This window comes from Paenibacillus sp. 2TAB19 (assembly GCF_052115185.1).
Lineage (GTDB): Bacteria > Bacillota > Bacilli > Paenibacillales > Paenibacillaceae > Pristimantibacillus.
Genome location: NZ_JBFRGE010000016.1, coordinates 48,652 through 70,258 on the forward strand (window position 1 = coordinate 48,652; position 21,607 = coordinate 70,258).

A 21,607-nucleotide genomic window follows, 5' to 3' on the forward strand; every position below is an offset into this window, starting at 1 on the left:
CAAGCCTCTTATTAAGGAAGCATCGATGATCCCATCAAATATTTGTCAACCTCGCGAGCCGCTTCGCGACCCTCGTTGATTGCCCATACGACCAAGCTTTGGCCGCGGCGCATATCGCCGGCTGCGAACACTTTGTCCACATTTGTTTTGTATTTGCCGTAAGCTGCTTTCACATTCGTGCGACGGTCTTGCTCAACGCCGAGCTGCTCGATTACCGGCTTCTCTGGACCTTCGAAGCCGACTGCGATGAATACGAGATCAGCAGGCCATACTTTCTCGGTGCCAGGTATTTCGCTATATATTTTGCGGCCAGTCTCATCAACCGTACGCTCGATTTGAACCGTGTGAAGTTCTTTCAATTGGCCATTCTCGTCGCCAACGAATTTTTTCGTCAAGACGGAGAATGCGCGCGGATCTTCGCCGAACAACGCTTTCGCTTCCTCATGCGCGTAATCAAGCGTATAGACGTTCGGGAATTGCGGCCAAGGGTTATTGATCTGATCACGCTCAAGCGGAGCTTTCGCATGCGTGCCGAATTGCGTTACTGACTTGCAGCCGTGGCGAAGAGCTGTTGCTACGCAGTCTGAACCCGTGTCGCCGCCGCCAATGACGATAACGTCCTTGTCTTTGGCCGAAATGTAGTTGCCATCTTCCAGGTTCGAATCCAAGTAGCTCTTGATCGTGCCGTTCAAATAGTCCATTGCCATATGAACGCCGTTCAAATCGCGGCCTTCGATCTCAACGTCGCGAGCGCGAGTCGATCCGCCGCACAATACGACAGCATCAAAGTTCTCCACAAGCTCGTTGGCGGTAATATCTTTGCCGATCTCCGTGTTCGTTACGAATTCAACGCCTTCCGCTTCCATCAAATCAACGCGGCGTTGAACGACATGTTTCTCAAGCTTCATGGTAGGAATACCGTAAGTGAGCAATCCGCCGATGCGGTCTGCGCGCTCGTATACCGTTACGGTGTGACCCGCTTTGTTCAATTGTGCGGCAGTCGCCATACCGGCAGGGCCGGAACCAACGACAGCTACGCGTTTGCCCGTACGCATCTTCGGAGGCTGCGGTACGACCCAGCCTTCTTCGAAGCCGCGGTCAATGATAGCTTGTTCGATCGTCTTAATCGTTACAGCGTCGCCAATAAGGCCGACTGTACAGGAACCTTCGCAAGGCGCTGGACATACGCGGCCTGTGAACTCGGGGAAATTGTTCGTTTTATGCAGGCGGTCAAGCGCTTCACGCCATAGGCCACGATAAATGAGGTTATTCCATTCTGGAATGAGATTGTTAACCGGACAGCCCGATACGGAGCCCGCCAGTTCCATTCCCGTATGGCAATAAGGCGTGCCGCAATCCATGCAGCGCGAGCCTTGCGTCTTCAACTGCTCATCCGAGAAATGCTTATGAAATTCCTGCCAATCCTTGATGCGCTCCAGCGGGTCGCGATCGGCCGGCAATTCGCGTTGATATTCCATAAAACCAGTAGGTGTAGACATGATCGCATTTCCTCCATCCAAATTTCCGTTTACCATCTTAACAATTCTCTTTAAAACTATATCGGGAAATAATCAAATATTCAACTACAAACTTTTTAGTGTGCTTATATACTATTGTAAAACATCCTAGCATTTCTGTCACAAGGACGTTAATGGATTATACGCACAATCATTTGCACTATCTTACATAACGTTCGTAAAAAGTATACGTGATCCCGATAAAAATTGCTACTGCTTACGTAAATAAGTACAAAATGTGAAGTTATACGTATTGTGCTCATCCTTCTGTTTATGTTCGCCTTTGGTCATTTGCCACTCTGTTTCATCGAACGACGGGAAGTAAGCATCGGCTCCTTCGATGTCAGCTTCGACGTCCGTTAGTAGCAGCTTGTCCGCAAATGGAAGGAACTGCTCATAAATATCGGCACCGCCCATAACCATCAACTCATCGCCACGATATTTCTCAAGCGCTTCCTCGACGGAATGAACAATCTCGCAGCCTTCCTGCATATAATCGGCTTGCCTAGTCAAAATAACGTTTTTGCGGTTCTTAAGCGGTTTGCCAATCGAATCAAACGTTTTTCTGCCCATAAGTACGGTCTTGCCCGTTGTGTTGGCTGTAAAATAAGCCATCTCTGCCTTCAAGCGCCACGGCATGCGGTTTTCAATGCCGATCGCACGATTGCGGTCCATGGCAGCAATTAAAGTTATAGACATCGAAGCTGCCCCTCTCTAATGAAATACGCGATCGTCTTCCTTATTAAAGCACTAGACGGCTACTGGAGCCTTAATCGTCGTGTGCGGATTGTACCCTTCTACCTTTAAGTCGGAGACTTCGAAATCAAATATCGATTTTTTGTCCGTATTCAGTATAAGCTTCGGAAGCTCTCGTGGCTCGCGGCTTAGCTGCAGTTCGATCTGCTCGATATGATTGCTGTAAATATGCGCATCGCCGAGCGTATGAATGAAATCTCCGACCTCAAGGCCGCATTCATGCGCAATCATATGGGTCAACAGCGCGTAGCTGGCGATATTGAACGGAATGCCAAGAAAAATATCCGCGCTTCGTTGGTACAGCTGGCAAGACAGCTTGCTGTCAGCTACATAGAATTGGAACATCGTGTGGCATGGCGGCAAAGCCATTGTCGGGATATCCTCCGGATTCCAAGCCGATACGATTAGCCTTCTGGAATCGGGATTGCGCTTGATCGTATCGATGACATCCTTCAACTGATCAATCGTCTCGCCCTGTGTTGTCTTCCATTGCCGCCATTGCTTGCCGTATACATCACCGAGTTCGCCGAATTCAGCAGCGAATGTTTCGTCTTCAAGCACATTGCGCTTGAAGATATCCATCTGCTCCGTATACAACATATGAAACGCTTCGTCCGTCTGCGAGCGCAAGCCGAAGTTCGTCATATCAGGTCCAATATAAGCGCTGCTCTCTATCCATCTCTTGAACGCCCATTCGTTCCAAATATTATTGTTGTTCTGAAGCAAATAACGGATGTTCGTATCACCCTTTATAAACCATAAAAGCTCGCTCGCGATTAAGCGGAACGGAACTCGTTTTGTCGTTATTAGCGGAAAGCCTTCACGTAAGTCAAAACGCATCTGATAACCGAAAGTCGAAATCGTGCCCGTTCCCGTGCGGTCTTCCTTCTTCGTGCCGCTGGAAAGAACATCCCTTAGCAGCGTCAGATAGGCTTGCTCGTTGTTGCTCATTTCGATTCGCCCCCTCTTCTCAACCCAACTGCAAAATATCATATATTATATCATTAATTGCGATCTCTGTCCTGCTTTCGTTTACGCCGCAACTGATGACGCTCTGGCGCAGAAGCATGAAGGCTAAGCTCCTCCTCAGACTCCGGAATGACAGCTGGAACGGGCGATGGTTTTCCATCTGGCCCAAGCGCAACAAAGTTGAAAAATGCGGTAACCGTCTTCCTACGCTCACCCGTATACAAATTTTCTGACTCCACAGTAACGTATATTTCCATCGAGCTGCGATGCGTCCATGTTACGAATGCTTCAACCTCTATGACCTCTCCAACCCGAATCGGCGCCAAAAAATCGAGACTATCCGTCGAAGCAGTTACTACCTGCTTGCGCGCATGGCGCATGGCGGATATCGCTGCAACCTTATCCATATATTCCATCAGCTTGCCGCCAAACATCGTCTCATGATGGTTCGTATCAAGCGGGAATATGAGCTGTGTCATGATGGTTCGCGATTCACTTGCCTTCCTAGTAGCCGGTTCCACAAACGATCCCATCCCTTCTGGCACTCGTATTGGCCTTGTAAAGCACAAAGAGGCCCCGACGGCAGAAGCTGCCGCGTGACCTCTATTATTACGAATAAGCAACGATTATATAGCTTATTATTTGATGAACGTATGGATCGGGTGACCAAGCGCCACTTCAGCAGCGTCAAGGACGATCTCGCCAAGCGTTGGATGCGCGTGAATCGTAAGCGCGATATCTTCAAGCGTAGCACCCATCTCGATGCCCAGAGCAAGCTCTGCGATCATGTTGGAAGCTTCAATACCGATAATTTGTGCGCCAAGAACAAGGCCGGAGTCAGCATCGGATACGAGCTTCACGAAACCTTCGTTAGCGTTAAGCGACATAGCGCGGCCATTGATAGCGAACGGGAATTTGCCCACTTTAACGTTATGGCCTTTGTCCTTCGCTTCTTTCTCGCTAAGTCCAACGCTTGCGCATTCTGGATCGGAGAAGCAAACAGCAGGTACGCATTTGTAATCGATGACGCTAGGCAGACCCGAGATCGCTTCAGCTGCGACGCGGCCTTCGTACATCGCTTTGTGAGCAAGTGCAGGTCCAGCGATAATATCGCCGATTGCGTAGATGTGCGGAATGCTCGTACGGCATTGTGCATCAACCTCGACAAGACCGCGATCGGACATCTTCATGTTGATCAGATCAAGACCAAGCTCGCCATCCGTGTTTGGACGACGGCCAACGGTTACGAGCAAGTAATCAGCTGTTACTTTCTCTTCTTTGTCGCCTACCGTGTAAGTGACTGTAACGTCTTTGTCTGTTTGTTCTGCGCTCTTCGCTTGTGCGCCGGTAACGATGTCGACATTCGTGCTCTTCAGCTTCTTCGCAACGATCGAGGACATATCTTTGTCGAAGCCAGGAAGGATCGCGTCAGAGCCTTCGATAACCGTAACTTTCGTGCCGAACTTGGAGTACATTTGGCCAAGCTCGATACCGATGTAGCCGCCGCCGATAACGACAAGGCTCTTCGGAATTTCTGGCAAGGACAATGCGCCTGTCGACGATACGATACGGCCGCTGAACGGGAATGCTTTCAGCTCGATCGGACGTGAACCAGTAGCGATGATGCAGTTCTTGAAACGGTAGCGCGGCGCTTCTTGATCGTTGAAGACGCGAGCTTCGTTTTCGTTGATGAACATCACTTCGCCTTGGAAATATTGAACTTTGTTCGCTTTAAGAAGCGATGCAACGCCGCCCGTCAATTTTTTGACGATGCCGTTTTTGAATTCTTGCACTTTAGTGAAGTCAACCTTCGCCTCGCCTACTTCGATACCGAAAGCGGAAGCGTGGCTGATCGACTCATATTGATGCGACGCGGAAATGAGCGCCTTCGACGGAATACAGCCTACATTCAAGCATACGCCGCCTACATATTCTTTATCCACGATTAAGACGTTTTGGCCTAGCTGAGCGGCACGAATTGCCGCTACATAACCGCCAGGACCTGCGCCGATGACTAGAGTGTCAATATCTAGGGAAGCATCTCCAACTACCATGTCTTATACCTCCATAATGAACAGTTCAGGTTGGCCCAGAAGCTGTTTGATGTAGTTCATAAAGTTTTGTGCGGTTGCGCCGTCGATGAGACGGTGGTCGAAGCTAAGCGACAATGCCATAACTGGAGCCGCTACGATCTCGCCGTTACGTACTACCGGTTTCTCGGAGATACGGCCCGTGCCAAGAATCGCAACTTCAGGGAAGTTGATTACCGGCGTGAAGAACATGCCGCCAGCCGAACCGATGTTCGAAATCGAAATGGTGCTGCCTCTAAGCTCGTTCGCGCTAAGCTTGCCGTCACGGCCGCGAACAGCCAAGTCACGAATAGCGTCAGCTACCATGAAAATATTTTTGCGGTCCGCGTCTTCGATAACAGGAACGATCAAGCCGTTGTCTGTATCTGTTGCGATACCGATGTTGTAGTACTTGCGCAGAACGATTTCTTGATTAGCTTCGTCAAGCGTAGCGTTCATAATCGGGAACTGGCGGCATGCTGCCACAAGCGCCTTCACGATGAACGGCAAGTACGTAAGCTTCGAACCTTTTTTCTCTGCATATGGCTTGTATTTTGCACGAAGCGCAACAAGCTCGGTTACGTCTACTTCATCCATGATTGTAACGTGAGGCGCTGTGTATACCGATTTAACCATCGCGTTCGCAATTGCTTTGCGAATGCCTTTGAACGGTACGCGCTCTTCTGGACGGTAAGCTGTACCGGAAGCAACTGGAGCTGCTTTCGCTTCGCTCTTAGGTGCTGCTTGTTCAGCAGGTGCCGCTGCATCAGCAGTTACTGCTGCAGGAGCTGCCGCTGCGCCGCCGAATCCAGTAACGTCATCACGCGTGATACGTCCGTTTTTGCCAGAGCCGTTTACTTGTGTCAAGTCAACGCCTTGCTCACGAGCGAACTTGCGTACGCTAGGTGTTGCAAGTACAAGTCCGCCAGTCGCTTTAGGCGCTTCAGCGGATGGAGTAGCAACAGGAGCCGCTTGTACGGCTGGCGTAGGTGCAGCTGCAGGAGCTGCCGCTGGCGCCGCTTCTGCCTTAGGCGCTTCTGCTGCAGGAGCTGCTTGCTCAGGCAAGTCGCCTTCCGCGTCAATAATCGCAACAACCTCGCCAACATGGCATACTTGGCCGTCCTTCATACGAACTTCCACTACTTTGCCGTTAACCGGACAAGGCACTTCTACGATCGCCTTGTCGTTTTGGACTTCCATAATAATATCATCGTCAGTTACCGTGTCTCCGACCTTGATATGCACTTTAACGATTTCGCCCTCGTGCAATCCTTCGCCGAGCTCTGGGAAACGATATTCAAATTTAGCCACCGATCGCATCCTCCTCAATGTCAAACTCACTATGCAAGCAAGCTATATTTTACAAGTTCTAAAAGTTCAGCACTTTCTGAACGGCCGCTACGATGCGTCCCGTCGTTGGAAGCCAAGTGTCCTCGATTTGTGCGAACGGATAAACGGTATCCGGTCCTGCAACGCGAAGCACTGGCGCTTCCAGGTGCAAAATCGCTTTTTCATTGATTTGCGCAATAATCTCAGCAGCAGCGCCAGAAGTTTTCTGTGCTTCTTGTACAACGATTGCACGGTTCGTCTTCTGAATCGATGCAACGATTGTATCGATATCAAGCGGAAGCAGCGTGCGAAGATCGATAACCTCTGCCTTCACGCCTGTTTTCTCAAGCTCTTCGGCCGCTTTAACAGCTGTATGAACCATCATGCCGTAAGAAATGATCGTTACGTCGCTGCCTTCGCGTACAACGTTCGCTTTGCCGATCTCGACCGTGTATTCGCCCTCTGGAACTTCCGCTTTGAACGCACGGTACAAATTAAGATGCTCCATGAAAAATACCGGATCATTGTCGCGAATAGCCGCGATCATAAGGCCCTTCGCATCATAAGGGTTCGAAGGGATAACAACTTTGATGCCCGGCGTTTGAATCGCTAGACCTTCAAGGGAGTCGGTATGCAGCTCAGCCGCTTTAACGCCGCCGCCGAATGGCGTACGGAATACGATTGGCGAGTTGTAACGGCCGCCCGAACGGTAACGCATGCGAGCCGCTTGAATGAACATTTGATCGAGCGCTTCATAGATGAAGCCTACGAATTGAATTTCGGCGATTGGACGGAATCCTTGGATACCCATACCGACTGCCATACCTGCGATTGCGGATTCCGCGAGCGGCGTATCGAACACGCGATCTTCTCCGAATTCTTCCTGCAGTCCTTCCGTTACGCGGAATACACCGCCGACCTTACCAGCGTCCTCGCCAAAGATGAGAACGTTCGAATCACGTTTTAATTCTGTGCGCATCGCGTCGCGAATCGCTTCCAACATATTCATTTGAGCCATGGTCGTCTGATCCTCCTCTTCTATTGAAAATCGGCTTTTTGCTCTTCAAGATGCTGCGGCGTCGTTTCGAACATCGAATCGATGAGGCCTGGAACGGTCATTTTTTCAACTGCTTCCGCTTTCTTGATATGCTCGTTAACCGTTGCTTTCGCTTCTTCTTTTACGCGAGTTGTATCTTCTTCCGTCCAAAGGCCTTTTTTCTCCAAATATTTACCGAAGCGCACAAGCGGATCTTTTAGTGCCCACTCAGCTTCCTCATCCTTCGTACGGTACTTCGTCGCGTCATCCGCCAAGGAGTGCGGACGGAAACGGTACGTCAACATTTCGATTAAAGTAGCGCCTTCGCCATTGCGTCCGCGTTCAGCAGCTTCTCTAACCGCTTTGATTACGGCAAGAACGTCCATGCCGTCTACTTGCACGCCTTTGATACCGGCTGCAACCGCTTTGTGTGCAACCGACAATGCTGCCGTCTGCTTAGCGAAAGGTGTCGTAATCGCGTAACCGTTGTTTTGAACGACATAGATCGCAGGAAGCTTGTAAATACCGGCAAAGTTAAGACCTTCGTAGAAGTCGCCTTCCGACGAACCGCCGTCGCCTGTATACGTAATCGCTACGCGTTTCTCGTTCTTTTTCTTAAACGCCATTGCAACGCCAGTCGCGTGCAAAATTTGTGCGCCGATAATGATTTGCGGCATAAGAACATGCACGTCTTGCGGAATTTGTCCGCCGTGCTGATGTCCGCGGGAATATAAGAATGCTTGGTACAATGGCAAACCATGCCATACCAATTGCGGCATATCGCGGTAGCCTGGGCAAATGAAATCGTCTTTATTAAGTGCATACTCACTGCCGATCATCGAAGCTTCTTGTCCGGATACCGGAGCGTAGAAACCAAGTCTGCCTTGACGGCCTAGGTTGACGGCGCGCTCATCCCAAGTACGGGTAAATACCATGCGGTACATAATTTCTTTAAGCTGCTCATCCGTCAGGTCAGGAAGCAAGCTTTCGTCGATAACTTCTCCTTCGAGTGACAGCACGGATAGCGGCGTTACCGGTTCCGTTTGAACTTCGTATGGCAATTTGCTCATTTTGAACGCTCACCTCAATTGAAATATTTGAAAATCGTTTACCTCTGTTATAGAATTATTATAAACCTGTTTAACGAAAATGGTCAAAGCAAAAAACAAAAAAACCGTTGTTTTTTCGCTAATTATCATCATTCTGTTAAGAAATTGTATATGCTACAGATAATAATTTGGACTGTAACAGAATAATACAACAGAACGGGAATAGACGATTCACCTATGTTTACCTTACTATTGTTTACCCACATCGGCTGCATTCCATTCAAACGGTGAAACTGCCAGGCGATTAAATAAGGAGGAATTTATTACGATGACTGATGAACGTTATTTGAAGAGAACGATAGTGAAAGAAACGGTGGCAAGCCGCTACTTGCCCGAGCAAGCGCGCAATTTGCGCGTTTTTCTCCCGCCAGGCTATAACGAGCTGCTCAGCTACCCCGTCGTCTATTGCCAGGACGGCGAAGACTTCTTCAATTTCGGACGCATTGCGACAACTTCGACGCAGCTCATTCTCGATGAAGGTCTTGAACCGTTCATTATTGTAGGTGTTGATGTAGATAAGAAACAGCGCACGGAGGAATATTCGCCGGATGGCGAACGGTTCGCCGCGTACACGACATTTTTCGCAGAGGAGCTTGTCCCTTTCATCGAAGAGCGGTTCGCAGCGAGAAGAGATCGGGAAGCACGCATTCTAGCAGGCGATTCGCTTGGAGGTACGGTGTCTCTTCACTTGGCACTAAACTATCCTCATCTGTTCAATAAAGTCATTTCATTGTCCGGCGCCTATTACCCCTATTCCCAAAGCCTAATTGCGAACGAGACCGATCTTCGCGGATTATCCATATACATGATTGTCGGCCTGCAGGAAACCGCTTATGAAACGACGGATCGCGGCGTTTACGATTTCGTTGCGCTGAACCGTAATGCAAAGGCATTGTTGGAATCCAAGCAGGCATCTATCTCCTATGAGGAGAAGGACGGCAAGCATCAATGGGGATTCTGGCAGAAGGAAGTCGGTCAGGCGCTTAGTTATTTTATCGAAGTGGAATAGCGGATTGTTACGCGAAAAATGCTCGCTGTCAGTTACGACAACGAGCATTTTCTGTATCTATGAGACAGTCGATTCATTGTTGATCGTTCAATTCCCAAGTCCGAAGCACCTGAACTCTCTCCTATTGAAATAACATTTTGCCTGTATTTCATACAGTCTAATTGGTCCCATTGGTCTGTTAACCCTGATATTTTCTCGCTCCTAGATTTTTGACTGCACAAAATCCATTCATAAGGCTAGGACATCTCTAAGAGAGTGTACGATTGGGTAAGATTCGGATGACGAATGAGTGGACAGTCTATCCCTTACAATGAAAGATCAGTCTTTATTTTAGTAAGCAACTGTCGGCAGCCTGCCTCCACTAATTCATAGACATAATCGAAGTTTCCGCTGTAATATGGATCAGGCACATCGGCGAAGCCGCGTTCCGGCAACAGCTCCATGAATGTGAATAACTCCTTGCGTTCTTCCCGCTTCACTTCTGAACGTTCCAGCAACGCTCTAACGTCCCGAATATTATTATTGTCCATACAGACGATATAATCGAATTGACCGAAATCGTTATCATTCACGAGTCGGGCCTTCATGCCTTCATACGAGATACGATGGGCATCCAGCTGTTTTCTCGTTCCTTCATGCGGCGGATGGCCGATATGCCAATCCCCGGTGCCGGCTGAGTCTACTTCAATCACGCCGTCCAGTCCCGCTTCCTTTACTTGATGTCTCATAACCGCTTCGGCCATTGGAGACCTGCAAATATTGCCTAAGCATACGAACAATACGTTAACCTTCGTCATAAGTTCCCTCCTCGATGATTCTTGCCTTAAGCGAACGTCGCGGCAGTTTCCACTTGAAGTATACGGATAACATTCGGAATCCAATAATTATAACGAATAAGATCAGCAGTTCGAGTGTAGACTTGAACCAGCCAAGACCTATTGCAAGGCCCGCCAGCATAGCCCATACGGCATATATTTCATCCTTTAATACAAGCGGCTTGCGTCCTGCGAGCACGTCCCTAATGATTCCGCCGCCGATCCCTGTCATCATAGCAGCGACAAGCACTGCGCTAAGCGGATGCTTCATTTGAGTTGCATATAGCGCACCTTGAATAGCGAACGCTGACAATCCAATTGCGTCGAAAAACGCTTCGCTTTTCCGCCAATGCTGAATCCACTTAACGGGCAATAGGAAAGCAATCGTCATCGCTATGATCGCTATCTTAAGCAATGAGCCTTGATTCCATATCGCCGTAACCGGCATGCCGATCAACAGATTGCGGACAACGCCCCCTCCGAAAGCGGTCACCAATCCAAGAACGAATACGCCTAAGATGTCGTATTCCTCCTCCATCGCAACAATCGCGCCGCTGACTGCGAACGCAATCGTACCGATGATGCTGAATATGCCGAAAATATCCATATCCACTGCTATACGCCCCTCTTCCCGTCCATTGCACCGAGCCAGCTCGGTAGTTTCCTTCCCCATTTTAGCCCCGACCATTCCGTTACGCAACGACAAATTTCGCCTTTTGTCTAACTTTATGGTACAACCTATGCAATTTTGAGTAGTTTTTGCCCAGCACATAGCGATATACTGGTAAACGGGCTTATAATGTACGTATTCAGGCTTACGGAAAGGAAGAGCGAGATGAGTCATCGAATCATCATTTTTACGGGCGGCTTGCTGGGAGATTGGGCGCTTGAACATATAACTGAAGGCGATTTATTGATCGGGGCAGATAGCGGAGCCAGGTTTCTCGTTCAACACGGACTTCGACCGGATATTGCAATTGGCGATTTCGATTCCGTCAGCGATTCGGACTTAGCAGCCATTCGTGAACAAAGCACGAAGACGATTGCTTGCGACCCGATCGACAAAGATTTCACCGACACCGAAATGGCCTTTCGACTGGCGCTTGACTTAAAGCCGCAAGAGATTGTCTTGCTTGGCGCGCTTGGCACCAGATTCGACCATTCGCTGGCGAATGTACACTTGCTGGCGCTGGCTGATGAGCTCGGCATTCATGCCTCGATTATTGATCAGCATAATATCATTTACCTTGCGTCCACGGTGACAACGGTTCATAAAAGGAACTTCGCCAATGTGTCATTGTTGCCGCTGTCGATGGAGGTAACCGGCATTACGCTTCGCGGTTTCCAATACCCGCTTGCGGAAGCGACACTTTCAATCGGCATGTCACTCGGGATTAGTAACGTGCTACTGGATGAAACCGGCATCCTTTCGTTCAGAGAGGGCAAGTTGCTCATCATACAGAGCCGTGATTAAGTACTTGGGAGATAATTACAATCCATTATCAGCTACATCTTTTCCTCAATAAAAATATCAAATAAATGAGCTGACGATCAAACCGATTTGTCTCCTCGTTCGTTATTACCTATGGAAACGACAGTATTGCGCACTTAAAAACCATAGGAGGTATATTAATGAACGCAAAAAAAATGACACTCGCTTTATTTGTTCTGATCCTATGTATGAGCTCAATTCTCGCTTTGGGCGCATCAGCCGAAGAACAAACTGCAGGAACCGTACAGACCGATGCCGATACCGCCGCTGAGCTTGGTTTGCTACTAGGTGACGGGAATGGCGTGAATGAAACGTATTTAGCCAAAAAATCAACCAGACTGCAAGCCGCCATCATATCTCTTCGCCTTCAAGGTCTATTGGATGAGGCCATGGCCTATACCGGTATCGGCAACTTCTCTGACGCAAGCCAGGTCAGTAACAAAAATCAGGCTGTACTCGCATACCTGAAGAACCATCCGGAACTCGGTTGGTCAGGTATCGGCAACGGGAAATTCGATCCGGCCGCCAGCATCAGCTCCCAACAGCTGTACAAAGTTTTGCTCGAGATCGCGGGCTTCAAGGCGCAGATGAACTTCCCTTATGCAGAGACGGAGCAATTCGCTTCAATGAAGGGCTTGCAGCAAATCGCGGGCACGGCCTCCCTCACGAATGCCCATATCGCAACCGCGCTTGTCGAGGCGCTTAACGTAACTGCGACCGGCGGAACATCGTTGTTCGCAGAATTGAAGGCCAAAGGCGTTATCGCGGCAACCGCTGCGCTGCCCGACAATCAAATTCTGCTTGAACGCAGCGATAAGCTGGGAACGTTCTTCACCGACCAGAATGGGCGTACACTTTATTTCTTTACAAAGGATGCCGAGGACCCGAACTCCTGCTTGGATCAATGCCTTGTAAACTGGCCGATATTTTACGCTGATGATCTGCAAATTCCGGGTCAATTGAATCCGGATGACTTCTCGGTACTTACCCGTTCCGATGGAGCCAAGCAAACGACTTATAAAGGATGGCCTCTCTACTACTTTGTTAAGGATTTGGCTGCAGGTGACGTGAACGGCGAAGCTGTCGGCGGTGTATGGTTCGTGGCAAAATCCGACTATGCCGTCATGCTCGGCACCTCCTCGAAGCTTGGCAATTACTTAACGGACGATGAAGGACACACGCTGTATTACTTTGATAAAGATACGAAACAAACGAGCGCATGCGAAGGCGGTTGCCTCGCGAACTGGCCTGCCTATGAGGCAACGGGAGCAAGTACGATATCAACCTTTCCCGCTTCCGATATCGGCTCCATTACCCGCCCGGACGGATCGAAGCAAACGACGTATAAAGGCTATCCGCTGTATTATTTCGTCAAGGACATCAAGCACGGCGATATGCTGGGACAAGATGTTAACAAAGTGTGGTTTGTCGTTGACCCTGCCAAGTTTACAGGCACGACGGCACCGCAAGTAAAAACATACCGCATCGATATTAAAGAGTTTTCGTTCGGAACGGAGCCTCTGACGGTTGAAGTCGGATCCCAAATCATCTTCACAAATTTCGATGACATGAAGCATAACGCTGTTGCGCTTGACGGCATCTTCAAAACCCCGTTGCTTGCCAAAGGGGAATCCTTTACGATTAAGCTGGATAAAGCCGGAACGTACAATTATGTTTGTGAGCCGCATATGAAATTTATGACAGGCCAGATCATCGTAAAATGAGCGGAGTGAATAACAACATGCCAAAACATACCCGGGTATTAGCGCTCATCCTTCTCGGCTTGTTCAGTCTCATTCTCTTGTCTGCTTGCGGTTCGAATGAGCATGAAGAGCAGCAAGCGAATATGGCGACCACATCCCCTGTTATTTCTACGGAGCCGACGCCGGAAACGACGGACGAAGCAGAGCCGGAGCAGAACAGCAATACGGATGCCCCGAAGGAAACCGAGGCCCCTGCAGAAACGCAAGAAGCAACGATCGCGCCCGCTACGGAAATAGCGCCTTCGCCGAAAACCAAACCGTCCGACGATGCCCATGAAAGCGGACACTCGTCCGGCAAGGAAGACAACGCGGACAATAACGGGACAACACCCAAGCAAACCGCAACCCCGAAGCCAAAGCCAACAGCGACACAGCCGGCGAAGGAAACGCCAACCGATAAGCCAGCAGGACAGGTGCATATCGTAGAAATCGTGAATTTCGCCTTCTCGCCCGTAGAGCTAACCGTCAAAGTGGGAGACAGCGTGAAGTTCATCAATAAGGATGAAGTCGGCCACACAGCTACGGCCGATGACAAAACCTTCGATACCGGAAAACTCGACCTGGATCAAGCCAAGGAAATTACCTTCGCCAAAGAGGGTGAGTTTTCGTATTATTGCCTGCCGCATCCGGCGATGAAGGGGACGATCATCGTCGAAGCCGAATAATTAAGCGTAAACGGCTGACACCGTCCTCTGGCGGCAAAAGCAATCGTTTCGCAGAGAATTCTAAGGGAATATAGTGGTAAGACTTATAAATTCTTAGAATTTGAGCTGAGGGAAACCGTAAACGGTTTCCCTCTATTTTGGTAAGATGAAATTTATTTAAGCCTGTTCTGGAGGCCACCTGATATGCGGAATCAATCCGATTATGAGATTATGCTGCTCATCAAGAGAAAACAGCATAAAGCGCTCGCCATCTTATACGACCGATACGCTTCACTCATCTATTCCTTCACCATGAAGGCGCTAAAAGATGAGCAGGCCGCTAGAGATATCGTCCAATCGGTGTTCATACGATTGTGGACGACCGAATCAGACTATAATCCCGATAAGGGGCGGTTTTCCAGCTGGCTGCTCACCATAACCCGGAATCTGACGATTGACTATCAGCGGAAGGAAAGGCGAGATAATGCGGGGCTTGTCCCTCTCGAGCCTGAGCAGTTGGAGCAAATACCGGACGAGTTTGCGGTATCACCGGAAGAAAACCTCATGAGAGGCTCGCAGAAGGAGCAAATTCGCAACGCTTACCGGCATTTGTCCAAGCAGCAAATTATGCTTCTTGAGCATTTTTATTGGCAGGGCTTCAGCTTAAGCGAACTGGCAAAGATTTATAATCAGCCGCTCGGAACGGTCAAGAACCGACTGCATCAGGCTTTGAAAATATTACGAAGGCATCTTCTTGCGGAAAGGGAAGGATATGATGCGTGACAACGGGCAAAAACTAATCTGCGACATGTGCCTGGATTATATATCCGGCGCGTGCACGGATGAAGATAAACGAGCATTCGAACGCCATCTTCCCAACTGTGCCGACTGCCGGGCCGAAATCGATGAACTTCGTTTAGTATGGGAGGCGTTCCCCGATAGCATGGAAAGAATCGAACCGCCGAAAGATTTGAAGAAACAAGTGATGGATGCAGCATTAGCCGCGGACGGGGATCGAAAGCCGGCAAGCAGTCGTCCCTCTGCGAAGCGTTGGATTACCCGCGCCCTTGTCTCGGTCGCCGCTCTTGTCTTTATTGCAGGCTCAGTCTGGAATTACGGCTTGTACCGGGAACGGATGGCTGCCCCGCTTACTTTGGAGCAAGCATTGGACATTCCTGCAATGCAAATTGAGCAATTGGTTTCATTGAAACCGGAGGATTCGCAGGCAGAGCGTGCTTATGGCGTCGCCTGCATCGTCAATAACGGTCAGAGCAAGCAGTTCATCGTCTATGTATTCGGAGCGCAGGCTACGGCCGGCTCGCAAGCTTATCAGGTGTGGCTGTTACAGGACGGTCAAAGGAGAAGCGCAGGCACATTCCGCGTTGATGAGCAGGGCATTGGCGTATTGGCACTGCCGATCGCGTCAGACAGCCTGACCTTCGATTCGATCGGCATCACCCTTGAACCGGACGACCGAGGCGACCAGCCCCGCGGCAACAAAAAGTTCGGCTCCATTTAAAGGATAAGCACCTAATCGAAGAAAGCAGCCCCTTCAGGTTTATGACCTTAGGGGCTGCTTCTCTTTAATCGGACCGCTCTATTCCTCTGCCTGGGTAATAATCTCAAGTCCTTCAACATGCTTGCGATTCATCTGATGTCTCGCTTTTCGATTCTCCTTCGTGTCGAACACGATATCCATATCGTATTGTTCACCTGGATACAGCTTCTCCTTCGCGATATAAAGCCGGAGTCTCTTATGATTGAAGGTATGTTTCTTCCCTTGTACCTGAACGATGACTTCTCCCTTCTCGTTCGCAGGACGGAAGACAACTCCAGCCCGCTTAAGGGGATAAATCCATACCGCGTCGCCTTGTTGGAACGGCTGCATGGAAGGTTTGCTAGACGCATCGGCATGTTTAGTCTCTTTCACTTTCTCTTTAGACGCCGCACTAGAAGCTGCACTCTGCCCTGCTGCGTCAGCTCTGTTGCTTGCTTCCATCTGCAGCTTCTCTCTTAGGCCTGGTATAAAGTCATCACCCTGCTTTTGTCTTGAAGTCTCTTTCGAAGAAAGCAGCACCTCGGCCCGTTTCATCACTTTCTCCGGCAATCCAAACCGTCTGGCAATGGCGAAGGCATGGCTGTCCCCGGACTCCCCGATTTCCAAGCGATACAGCGGCTGCAGCGTTTCGGCGTCAAACGCCATCTTCCCGTTTTGGCAACCCGGCGTAACGGAAGCAAAGGTTTTGATTTCGTTAAAATGCGTCGTCGCAGCCGCAAGCGCACCACTCGCAATAAGTTCCTCCAATACGGCAATCGACAGGGCAATGCCCTCAGTCGGATCTGTCCCTGCCGCCAATTCGTCGAGCAGTAATATTGACCGCGGCGCTGCACATTTGAGCATTTCACTAAGCACCGTAATATGAGAAGAGAACGTGCTCAGCGACTGCTCTAGGCTCTGACCGTCTCCAACATCGGCCACGACGTGCCGGAAGATGCCGATCTCGCTTCCTTCCTCCGCAGGAACGAGCAGACCGGATTGAACCATTAGTACGAACAGACCGATTGTCTTCAAAGTTACGGTCTTGCCGCCGGTATTCGGTCCTGTAATAATGAGCTGCTTCCAGCCGTAGCCAAGCTCTGCGGTTAACGGTACGGAATGTGCCCCGAGCAAAGGGTGCCGAGCGCCGACAAGTCGTATAACCGGCTTATCCGCCAGCTTGATTCGCTTGCCTGCGATCGATCTGGAATGCTTCGCTCTTGCAGTAATAAAGTCAAAGGAAGCCATTGCTTCGACGTTGCGCTTAAGCTCATAAGCATAGGCTTCCGCTTGCTCCGAAAGCGCGGACAACACGATTGTCCGTTCTCTATCCTCTTCAGCCTTCCATTGTCCCAGCTCCTGCTGCAGATCAGATACATCGTTAGGCTCAACGAACAACGTCTGGCCGCTCGAAGATTCATCCCATACCGTACCCGGTACCTGCTTCCTTAATTCTCGCTTTACAGGAATGACGTAACGATCCCGTCGTTTGCTCACAATCGGTTCTTGTAGCGCCGACTTATATTTGCTCAGCGTCTGCTCCAGTTTGCGTTGGATCTTATCTTCCGCCGCATAAATATGTCTGCGAATATAAGCGAGATCTGGACTGGCCTGATCGGTCAATTGACCGTAACGAATGCAGCGGGCGAGCTCCTCTCTAAGCTCCGGACAATCGAACATGGAATCGGCATAGGCAGCAATCGTCGGTGCGATATGTCGCTTGCTGTTCATATACTTCTTCATTTGAGCAACGGAAGTGAGCCATACGGCCAATTGATCGAGCTCCGCCTCGTTATAGATTCTTCCTTTGCCCAGTAATGCCATGAAAGGCTCTATCCCTTCCATTGCCGATAGCGGAATACTGGCGCCGCTCGCTAGAAGGTCGGTTGCCTCGGCTGTCTCTTGCAGCCATGCCTCCACTTGACGCTGATCCGAGCTAGGCTTCATTCGTTCTGCCAACACCTTGCCGGCTTCGGATACCGTATAACCGATAACCGATTCCTTGATTTTGTCGTACTCTAATCTTTTCAACGTTGCTTCATTCATTGCTTGTTAGCCTCCTTATAATAAAAAAAAGACAGGAACAGAACGCGGGCGCGTTCCATTCCTGTCTCCATTGACCGACATAGCCTTCATACAGAATACGAATCAGCTAACCATCGTAACGCAAACAACGCTACGAGTGCTTATTCGTAAAAATCCGTATAAAAAAAGCCGTGCTGCTAGAGCACGGCGATTGGCACCTGTCGAATGCATTCAGGCGGAAATCCTCATGTTCTTAACTCATGGCGGCGAATGACGAAATAGAGCCTTGCGCATACAGATTTACTGATATGCGTAACAAGACTTGTCGTACATCCGACCTTATCCAATTTAGGAGTTAAGAACACCGGTAATCATTAAAATTTCCCCTTTAGGCATGTAATACTTTTACTTTACAAAAAAACTAGCTTGTCTGTCAAGCGAATCCGATTGCTCACACTTCAACCACAAGACCTGTATACGCGAATGAAGCGTTATGAGGCAACGGATATGGATGCCGCAGATCAATATCATGAGACATATGCGTGAAATAGGTTGTCCCCGGCTTCCACTTCTGGATCAGTGCCAGCGCTTCCGTTACGTCGTATACGGAACGCGTATCATAGGCGTAAGGCTCTTCGTAGAAGCTCGTTCCGAAGATGAGCAAGTCCAGCCCCAATAACGGCTCTTGCTCCTGTTCGGACAAGCCAATCGAATCCGAGCAATAGGCCCATGCAGCTTCTGATTCCTTATGATCGAATCGAAATGCATACGAATAGCCATTTTTCCCATGATTGACGCGCCAGGAACGTGCAAGCCAATTGCCGATTGTGATCGGTTCATCGAATGGCCGAAATTCAATATGGGTCGCCAACCATGGAAAACGAGCTAATATCTCCGCTATCACTTCCGACGGTGAATAGGCGACTCCCCTCTTCCCAAGCCAACGGCAGGCATCCGCCCATTCGACAAGTCCGCCAATATGATCAAAGTGCGCATGCGTAATAAGGATGGCATCCACCTGACGTGCTCCAGCCTCTTCCATCTGCCTTGCCCAGTCCGGTCCGCAATCGATCCAAACATTACCTGCAATTTCATCCACGATTTGCAGAGAAGAGCGATATCGCTTATTCACCTGCGTCGACCTCGCTTCTTCGCAAACCGGACACCCGCAGTATACGCGCGGTACGCCCATTGCATCGCCCGTACCTCTGAAGATCAGCTTCGTCATAGCGGCAGAAGCTCAACTTTGTCCGCTTCGCGCAGCTTCGCCATCATATCGAGCCACTCCTGCGGTTTATTCGGAAGAGCAACATAGTAACCTTCAAGAAATTGTGCAATTAGTGCTGCATCAAGAGATTCCAATGTCTCATCCTGCGGCATGAAGCATAGATCCAGCTCAGACACCGCTTTTCCCTCATGATCCCAAGAAGGATGTACATATGGGAAGTTAATTCGCTTATATCCGATATGCGACAGCACCTCGCGTCTAACGATCGGATTCATTGGCGACACGCCTCCGAATTCATGGATGCCTGCTCGATAAGGATCATATACCTCGGCGAACATGCCGATCGGCGTTGTGCCGGATTGGTCTGCGAGTCGCTGCAAATCCACTTCACGCTTGCGATACAAGAAACGTCCAATACCCATCGATGGACGGCCGATTATTGTGAAATCAGTCATGGCAACCCGAAGCAACGGATAGTAACGGTATTCGGTCGAGCCTACAACGTCCTCTCCATGCAAGGCTGCATAGACATGAATGGACGGATCTTCGAGCGGCTCTCGCCAAAGCTCATATTCCAAAACCTCTTCAGGCGGAAAAATCGTTTGAAGCAGCTCGTGCAGCTTCTTAAAATAGGGATCCTCTATGGAAGTAATTCGATGATAAATAAGCATAGCGACAGCAACTCTCCTTAATCAGTGAAATGGATTGTGCCACTCCATAATGGCGGCGCAGTTATGAGACTGTTCGTCCTCCAAATAATGATGTGCGACGCCAACAGGCGTTCTTCCGCAGCGAAGCAGAAACGAAATGACCGGATCATTCCAATCGCCCTGAACAACACGTTCAACATATTGCTCAGGGGATGCTTCATGCGCTTTAGCCGCATAACCCGGCATCCTGCCTCCGCCAAGCAGTCTCGTTAGACCAAGCTGTACAACCGTCTCGTACATCGATTGCATCAGCCACTTGCCAATCCCCGACTTGCGGTATTCAGGGATGACGCCTATATCAACGACATATAGGGTATCGCCGTTCGGATTATGGTTGCGTATGTAGCCGTTATCGGTAATCGTTGCCCAATCGTGATGATCACCATAACTGGTCATATCGACGATCAGCCCGGTCATCGAAGCAATAATTCGACCATCAACTTCTGCGCATAAGGCCCCGTTCGGAAACCTTGCGATATGCTCGATGAGCTGATCGTTGCTCCACAATAACTCTTCGGGAAAGGGTGGCGGGAAGCATAGTCGCTGAACTTCGATTAGCGAATCGAAGTCAGCAACCTCATAATTACGAATCGTAGCTTGTTTCGGAATGCCATTCATGAAAATGTATAATTGCTTATTCAATGTATTGCCCCCATTTACCGATAACGATTACTTCCAGTCGGGATACAAATCGGTGCGGCGATCCCGCCAAGTCGTAACAGAGCCAGCCGTTCTAACATCCTCGAGAAGCGATAGGTCAAGATCGGCAACGATGAGCATATCCGCGTTGATAACTCCTTCGGATAGAATACCTGCTGGCGGGAATTGGATATCGTTAGGCGTAATGACCGCTGCCTGACCATAATTGGCACGCATAAAGTCGACTTTGCGCAGAGAACCGACAGTACCGGCCGCTACGATATAGATTTGATTCTCAACTGCTCTCGCGTGGCAGCAGTAGCGCACGCGATAGAAGCCGTGTCGATCGTCCGTACAGGACGGGCAGAAAATAACATCCGCGCCTTTGGCACGAGCCATCCGTACAATTTCGGGAAACTCGATATCATAACAAGTAAGCATCGCAATCGTGCCAAACTTTGTCTCGAATACTTCAAGTCCCTCTCCCGGAGACATACTCCATTCACTGACCTCCGTAGGCGTTAAATGGATTTTGTGCTGGACATCGATTTTGCCGTCCGGATGGAACAGATGCGCCGCATTGCGCAGCTTGCCGCCGCCTACTTCCACAACATGCGTTCCGCCAATGATATAGACATCGTATTCCGATGCAAGTGACCGAAACAATTCGACATACATATCAGTATAGGCTGGCAGTTGCTCGATAGATTGCGGCTTCCCGTCCGCGCCTGGAATGGATAACAGCTGCGTAGTCATAAATTCGGGAAATAAGATGAACTCCGCTCCGTATTCCGATGCATTGCGCACATAATGGGTTACTTGCTCCGAGAATTGCTCGAAGCTATTAATATCCTCAAGTTGATACTGAACAGCTGCTGTTCGAAATTTCAAGCGACTCCCGCCTCCCCCTCAAGTAATTTGCGAATCCCTTCGTATAAACTTACTAATGTAAATCTGCTG

General features: G+C 49.5%; 21 protein-coding genes and 1 pseudogene. 7 read left to right on the forward strand and 15 right to left on the reverse strand.

Features of this window, described 5'->3' with window-relative positions; genetic code table 11:
- Positions 1–11 precede the first annotated feature (11 nt).
- The 8 genes from AB4Z33_RS09710 to pdhA all read right to left on the reverse strand — a co-directional run bounded on the left by AB4Z33_RS09710 (position 12) and on the right by pdhA (position 8,746).
- Positions 12–1,499, reverse strand: a complete 1,488-nt coding sequence (locus AB4Z33_RS09710; protein ID WP_442049744.1) for a glutamate synthase subunit beta — start codon at positions 1,497–1,499, stop codon at positions 12–14.
- A gap of 228 nt (positions 1,500–1,727) precedes the next feature.
- Positions 1,728–2,216: a dihydrofolate reductase gene (locus tag AB4Z33_RS09715; protein ID WP_442049745.1), complete on the reverse strand. Its 489-nt coding sequence runs from the start codon at positions 2,214–2,216 to the stop codon at positions 1,728–1,730.
- 51 nt (positions 2,217–2,267) lie between these two features.
- Entirely contained in the window at positions 2,268–3,224 is a 957-nt protein-coding gene (locus tag AB4Z33_RS09720; protein ID WP_442049746.1) for a thymidylate synthase, read from the reverse strand.
- A 53-nt stretch (positions 3,225–3,277) separates the two neighbouring features.
- Positions 3,278–3,721, reverse strand: coding sequence for an acyl-CoA thioesterase (locus tag AB4Z33_RS09725; protein WP_442049747.1), 444 nt, complete (start codon positions 3,719–3,721; stop codon positions 3,278–3,280).
- A 159-nt stretch (positions 3,722–3,880) separates the two neighbouring features.
- Positions 3,881–5,296 (reverse strand): dihydrolipoyl dehydrogenase, encoded by a 1,416-nt coding sequence (gene lpdA, locus AB4Z33_RS09730; protein ID WP_442049748.1) that lies wholly within the window; start codon positions 5,294–5,296, stop codon positions 3,881–3,883.
- Between the two features lie 3 nt (positions 5,297–5,299).
- Positions 5,300–6,622: a dihydrolipoamide acetyltransferase family protein gene (locus tag AB4Z33_RS09735; RefSeq protein WP_442049749.1), complete on the reverse strand. Its 1,323-nt coding sequence runs from the start codon at positions 6,620–6,622 to the stop codon at positions 5,300–5,302.
- Between the two features lie 58 nt (positions 6,623–6,680).
- Positions 6,681–7,658, reverse strand: a complete 978-nt coding sequence (locus AB4Z33_RS09740; RefSeq protein ID WP_442049750.1) for an alpha-ketoacid dehydrogenase subunit beta — start codon at positions 7,656–7,658, stop codon at positions 6,681–6,683.
- 20 nt (positions 7,659–7,678) lie between these two features.
- Positions 7,679–8,746 carry a pyruvate dehydrogenase (acetyl-transferring) E1 component subunit alpha gene (pdhA, locus tag AB4Z33_RS09745; RefSeq protein ID WP_442049751.1) on the reverse strand — a complete coding sequence of 356 codons (1,068 nt, stop codon included), beginning with the start codon at positions 8,744–8,746 and terminating at the stop codon, positions 7,679–7,681.
- 307 nt (positions 8,747–9,053) lie between these two features.
- Here pdhA and AB4Z33_RS09750 point away from each other — a divergent pair, with 307 nt between their 5' ends.
- Entirely contained in the window at positions 9,054–9,794 is a 741-nt protein-coding gene (locus AB4Z33_RS09750; protein WP_442049752.1) for an alpha/beta hydrolase, read from the forward strand.
- A gap of 305 nt (positions 9,795–10,099) precedes the next feature.
- Here AB4Z33_RS09750 and AB4Z33_RS09755 read toward each other — a convergent pair whose 3' ends face one another.
- Entirely contained in the window at positions 10,100–10,591 is a 492-nt protein-coding gene (locus AB4Z33_RS09755) for a low molecular weight protein-tyrosine-phosphatase (RefSeq protein WP_442049753.1), read from the reverse strand.
- Positions 10,578–11,216 carry a trimeric intracellular cation channel family protein gene (locus AB4Z33_RS09760; RefSeq protein WP_337101497.1) on the reverse strand — a complete coding sequence of 213 codons (639 nt, stop codon included), beginning with the start codon at positions 11,214–11,216 and terminating at the stop codon, positions 10,578–10,580. Before AB4Z33_RS09760 ends, AB4Z33_RS09755 begins: the two co-directional genes overlap by 14 nt.
- A gap of 228 nt (positions 11,217–11,444) precedes the next feature.
- On the opposite strand from AB4Z33_RS09760, the gene AB4Z33_RS09765 reads away from it, so the two are divergent.
- The 6 genes and pseudogenes from AB4Z33_RS09765 to AB4Z33_RS09790 all read left to right on the forward strand — a co-directional run bounded on the left by AB4Z33_RS09765 (position 11,445) and on the right by AB4Z33_RS09790 (position 16,027).
- A complete protein-coding gene (locus AB4Z33_RS09765) occupies positions 11,445–12,083 on the forward strand; it encodes a thiamine diphosphokinase (RefSeq protein WP_442049754.1) in 639 nt (212 codons plus the stop codon).
- A 158-nt stretch (positions 12,084–12,241) separates the two neighbouring features.
- Positions 12,242–13,825 carry a plastocyanin/azurin family copper-binding protein gene (locus AB4Z33_RS09770; protein WP_442049755.1) on the forward strand — a complete coding sequence of 528 codons (1,584 nt, stop codon included), beginning with the start codon at positions 12,242–12,244 and terminating at the stop codon, positions 13,823–13,825.
- A gap of 17 nt (positions 13,826–13,842) precedes the next feature.
- Positions 13,843–14,529 (forward strand): plastocyanin/azurin family copper-binding protein, encoded by a 687-nt coding sequence (locus AB4Z33_RS09775; protein WP_442049756.1) that lies wholly within the window; start codon positions 13,843–13,845, stop codon positions 14,527–14,529.
- Between the two features lie 183 nt (positions 14,530–14,712).
- Positions 14,713–15,291: a sigma-70 family RNA polymerase sigma factor gene (locus tag AB4Z33_RS09780; protein WP_442049757.1), complete on the forward strand. Its 579-nt coding sequence runs from the start codon at positions 14,713–14,715 to the stop codon at positions 15,289–15,291.
- A gap of 25 nt (positions 15,292–15,316) precedes the next feature.
- Positions 15,317–15,391, forward strand: a pseudogene (locus tag AB4Z33_RS09785) (zf-HC2 domain-containing protein); the annotation flags it as partial.
- 60 nt (positions 15,392–15,451) lie between these two features.
- Positions 15,452–16,027: an anti-sigma factor gene (locus AB4Z33_RS09790; RefSeq protein WP_442049788.1), complete on the forward strand. Its 576-nt coding sequence runs from the start codon at positions 15,452–15,454 to the stop codon at positions 16,025–16,027.
- 78 nt (positions 16,028–16,105) lie between these two features.
- On the opposite strand, the gene AB4Z33_RS09795 is transcribed toward AB4Z33_RS09790, so the two are convergent.
- The 5 genes from AB4Z33_RS09795 to AB4Z33_RS09815 all read right to left on the reverse strand — a co-directional run bounded on the left by AB4Z33_RS09795 (position 16,106) and on the right by AB4Z33_RS09815 (position 21,538).
- Positions 16,106–18,091 (reverse strand): endonuclease MutS2, encoded by a 1,986-nt coding sequence (locus AB4Z33_RS09795; protein WP_442049758.1) that lies wholly within the window; start codon positions 18,089–18,091, stop codon positions 16,106–16,108.
- A 430-nt stretch (positions 18,092–18,521) separates the two neighbouring features.
- Positions 18,522–19,298, reverse strand: a complete 777-nt coding sequence (locus tag AB4Z33_RS09800; protein WP_442049759.1) for an MBL fold metallo-hydrolase — start codon at positions 19,296–19,298, stop codon at positions 18,522–18,524.
- Positions 19,295–19,969, reverse strand: coding sequence for a GNAT family N-acetyltransferase (locus tag AB4Z33_RS09805; protein WP_442049760.1), 675 nt, complete (start codon positions 19,967–19,969; stop codon positions 19,295–19,297). The genes AB4Z33_RS09800 and AB4Z33_RS09805 overlap by 4 nt, the downstream gene beginning before the upstream one ends.
- Before the next feature lie 21 nt (positions 19,970–19,990).
- Positions 19,991–20,626 carry a GNAT family N-acetyltransferase gene (locus tag AB4Z33_RS09810; RefSeq protein ID WP_442049789.1) on the reverse strand — a complete coding sequence of 212 codons (636 nt, stop codon included), beginning with the start codon at positions 20,624–20,626 and terminating at the stop codon, positions 19,991–19,993.
- Positions 20,627–20,677: 51 nt separating this feature from the next.
- Positions 20,678–21,538 carry a carbon-nitrogen hydrolase family protein gene (locus tag AB4Z33_RS09815; protein ID WP_442049761.1) on the reverse strand — a complete coding sequence of 287 codons (861 nt, stop codon included), beginning with the start codon at positions 21,536–21,538 and terminating at the stop codon, positions 20,678–20,680.
- Positions 21,539–21,607: the final 69 nt, after the last annotated feature.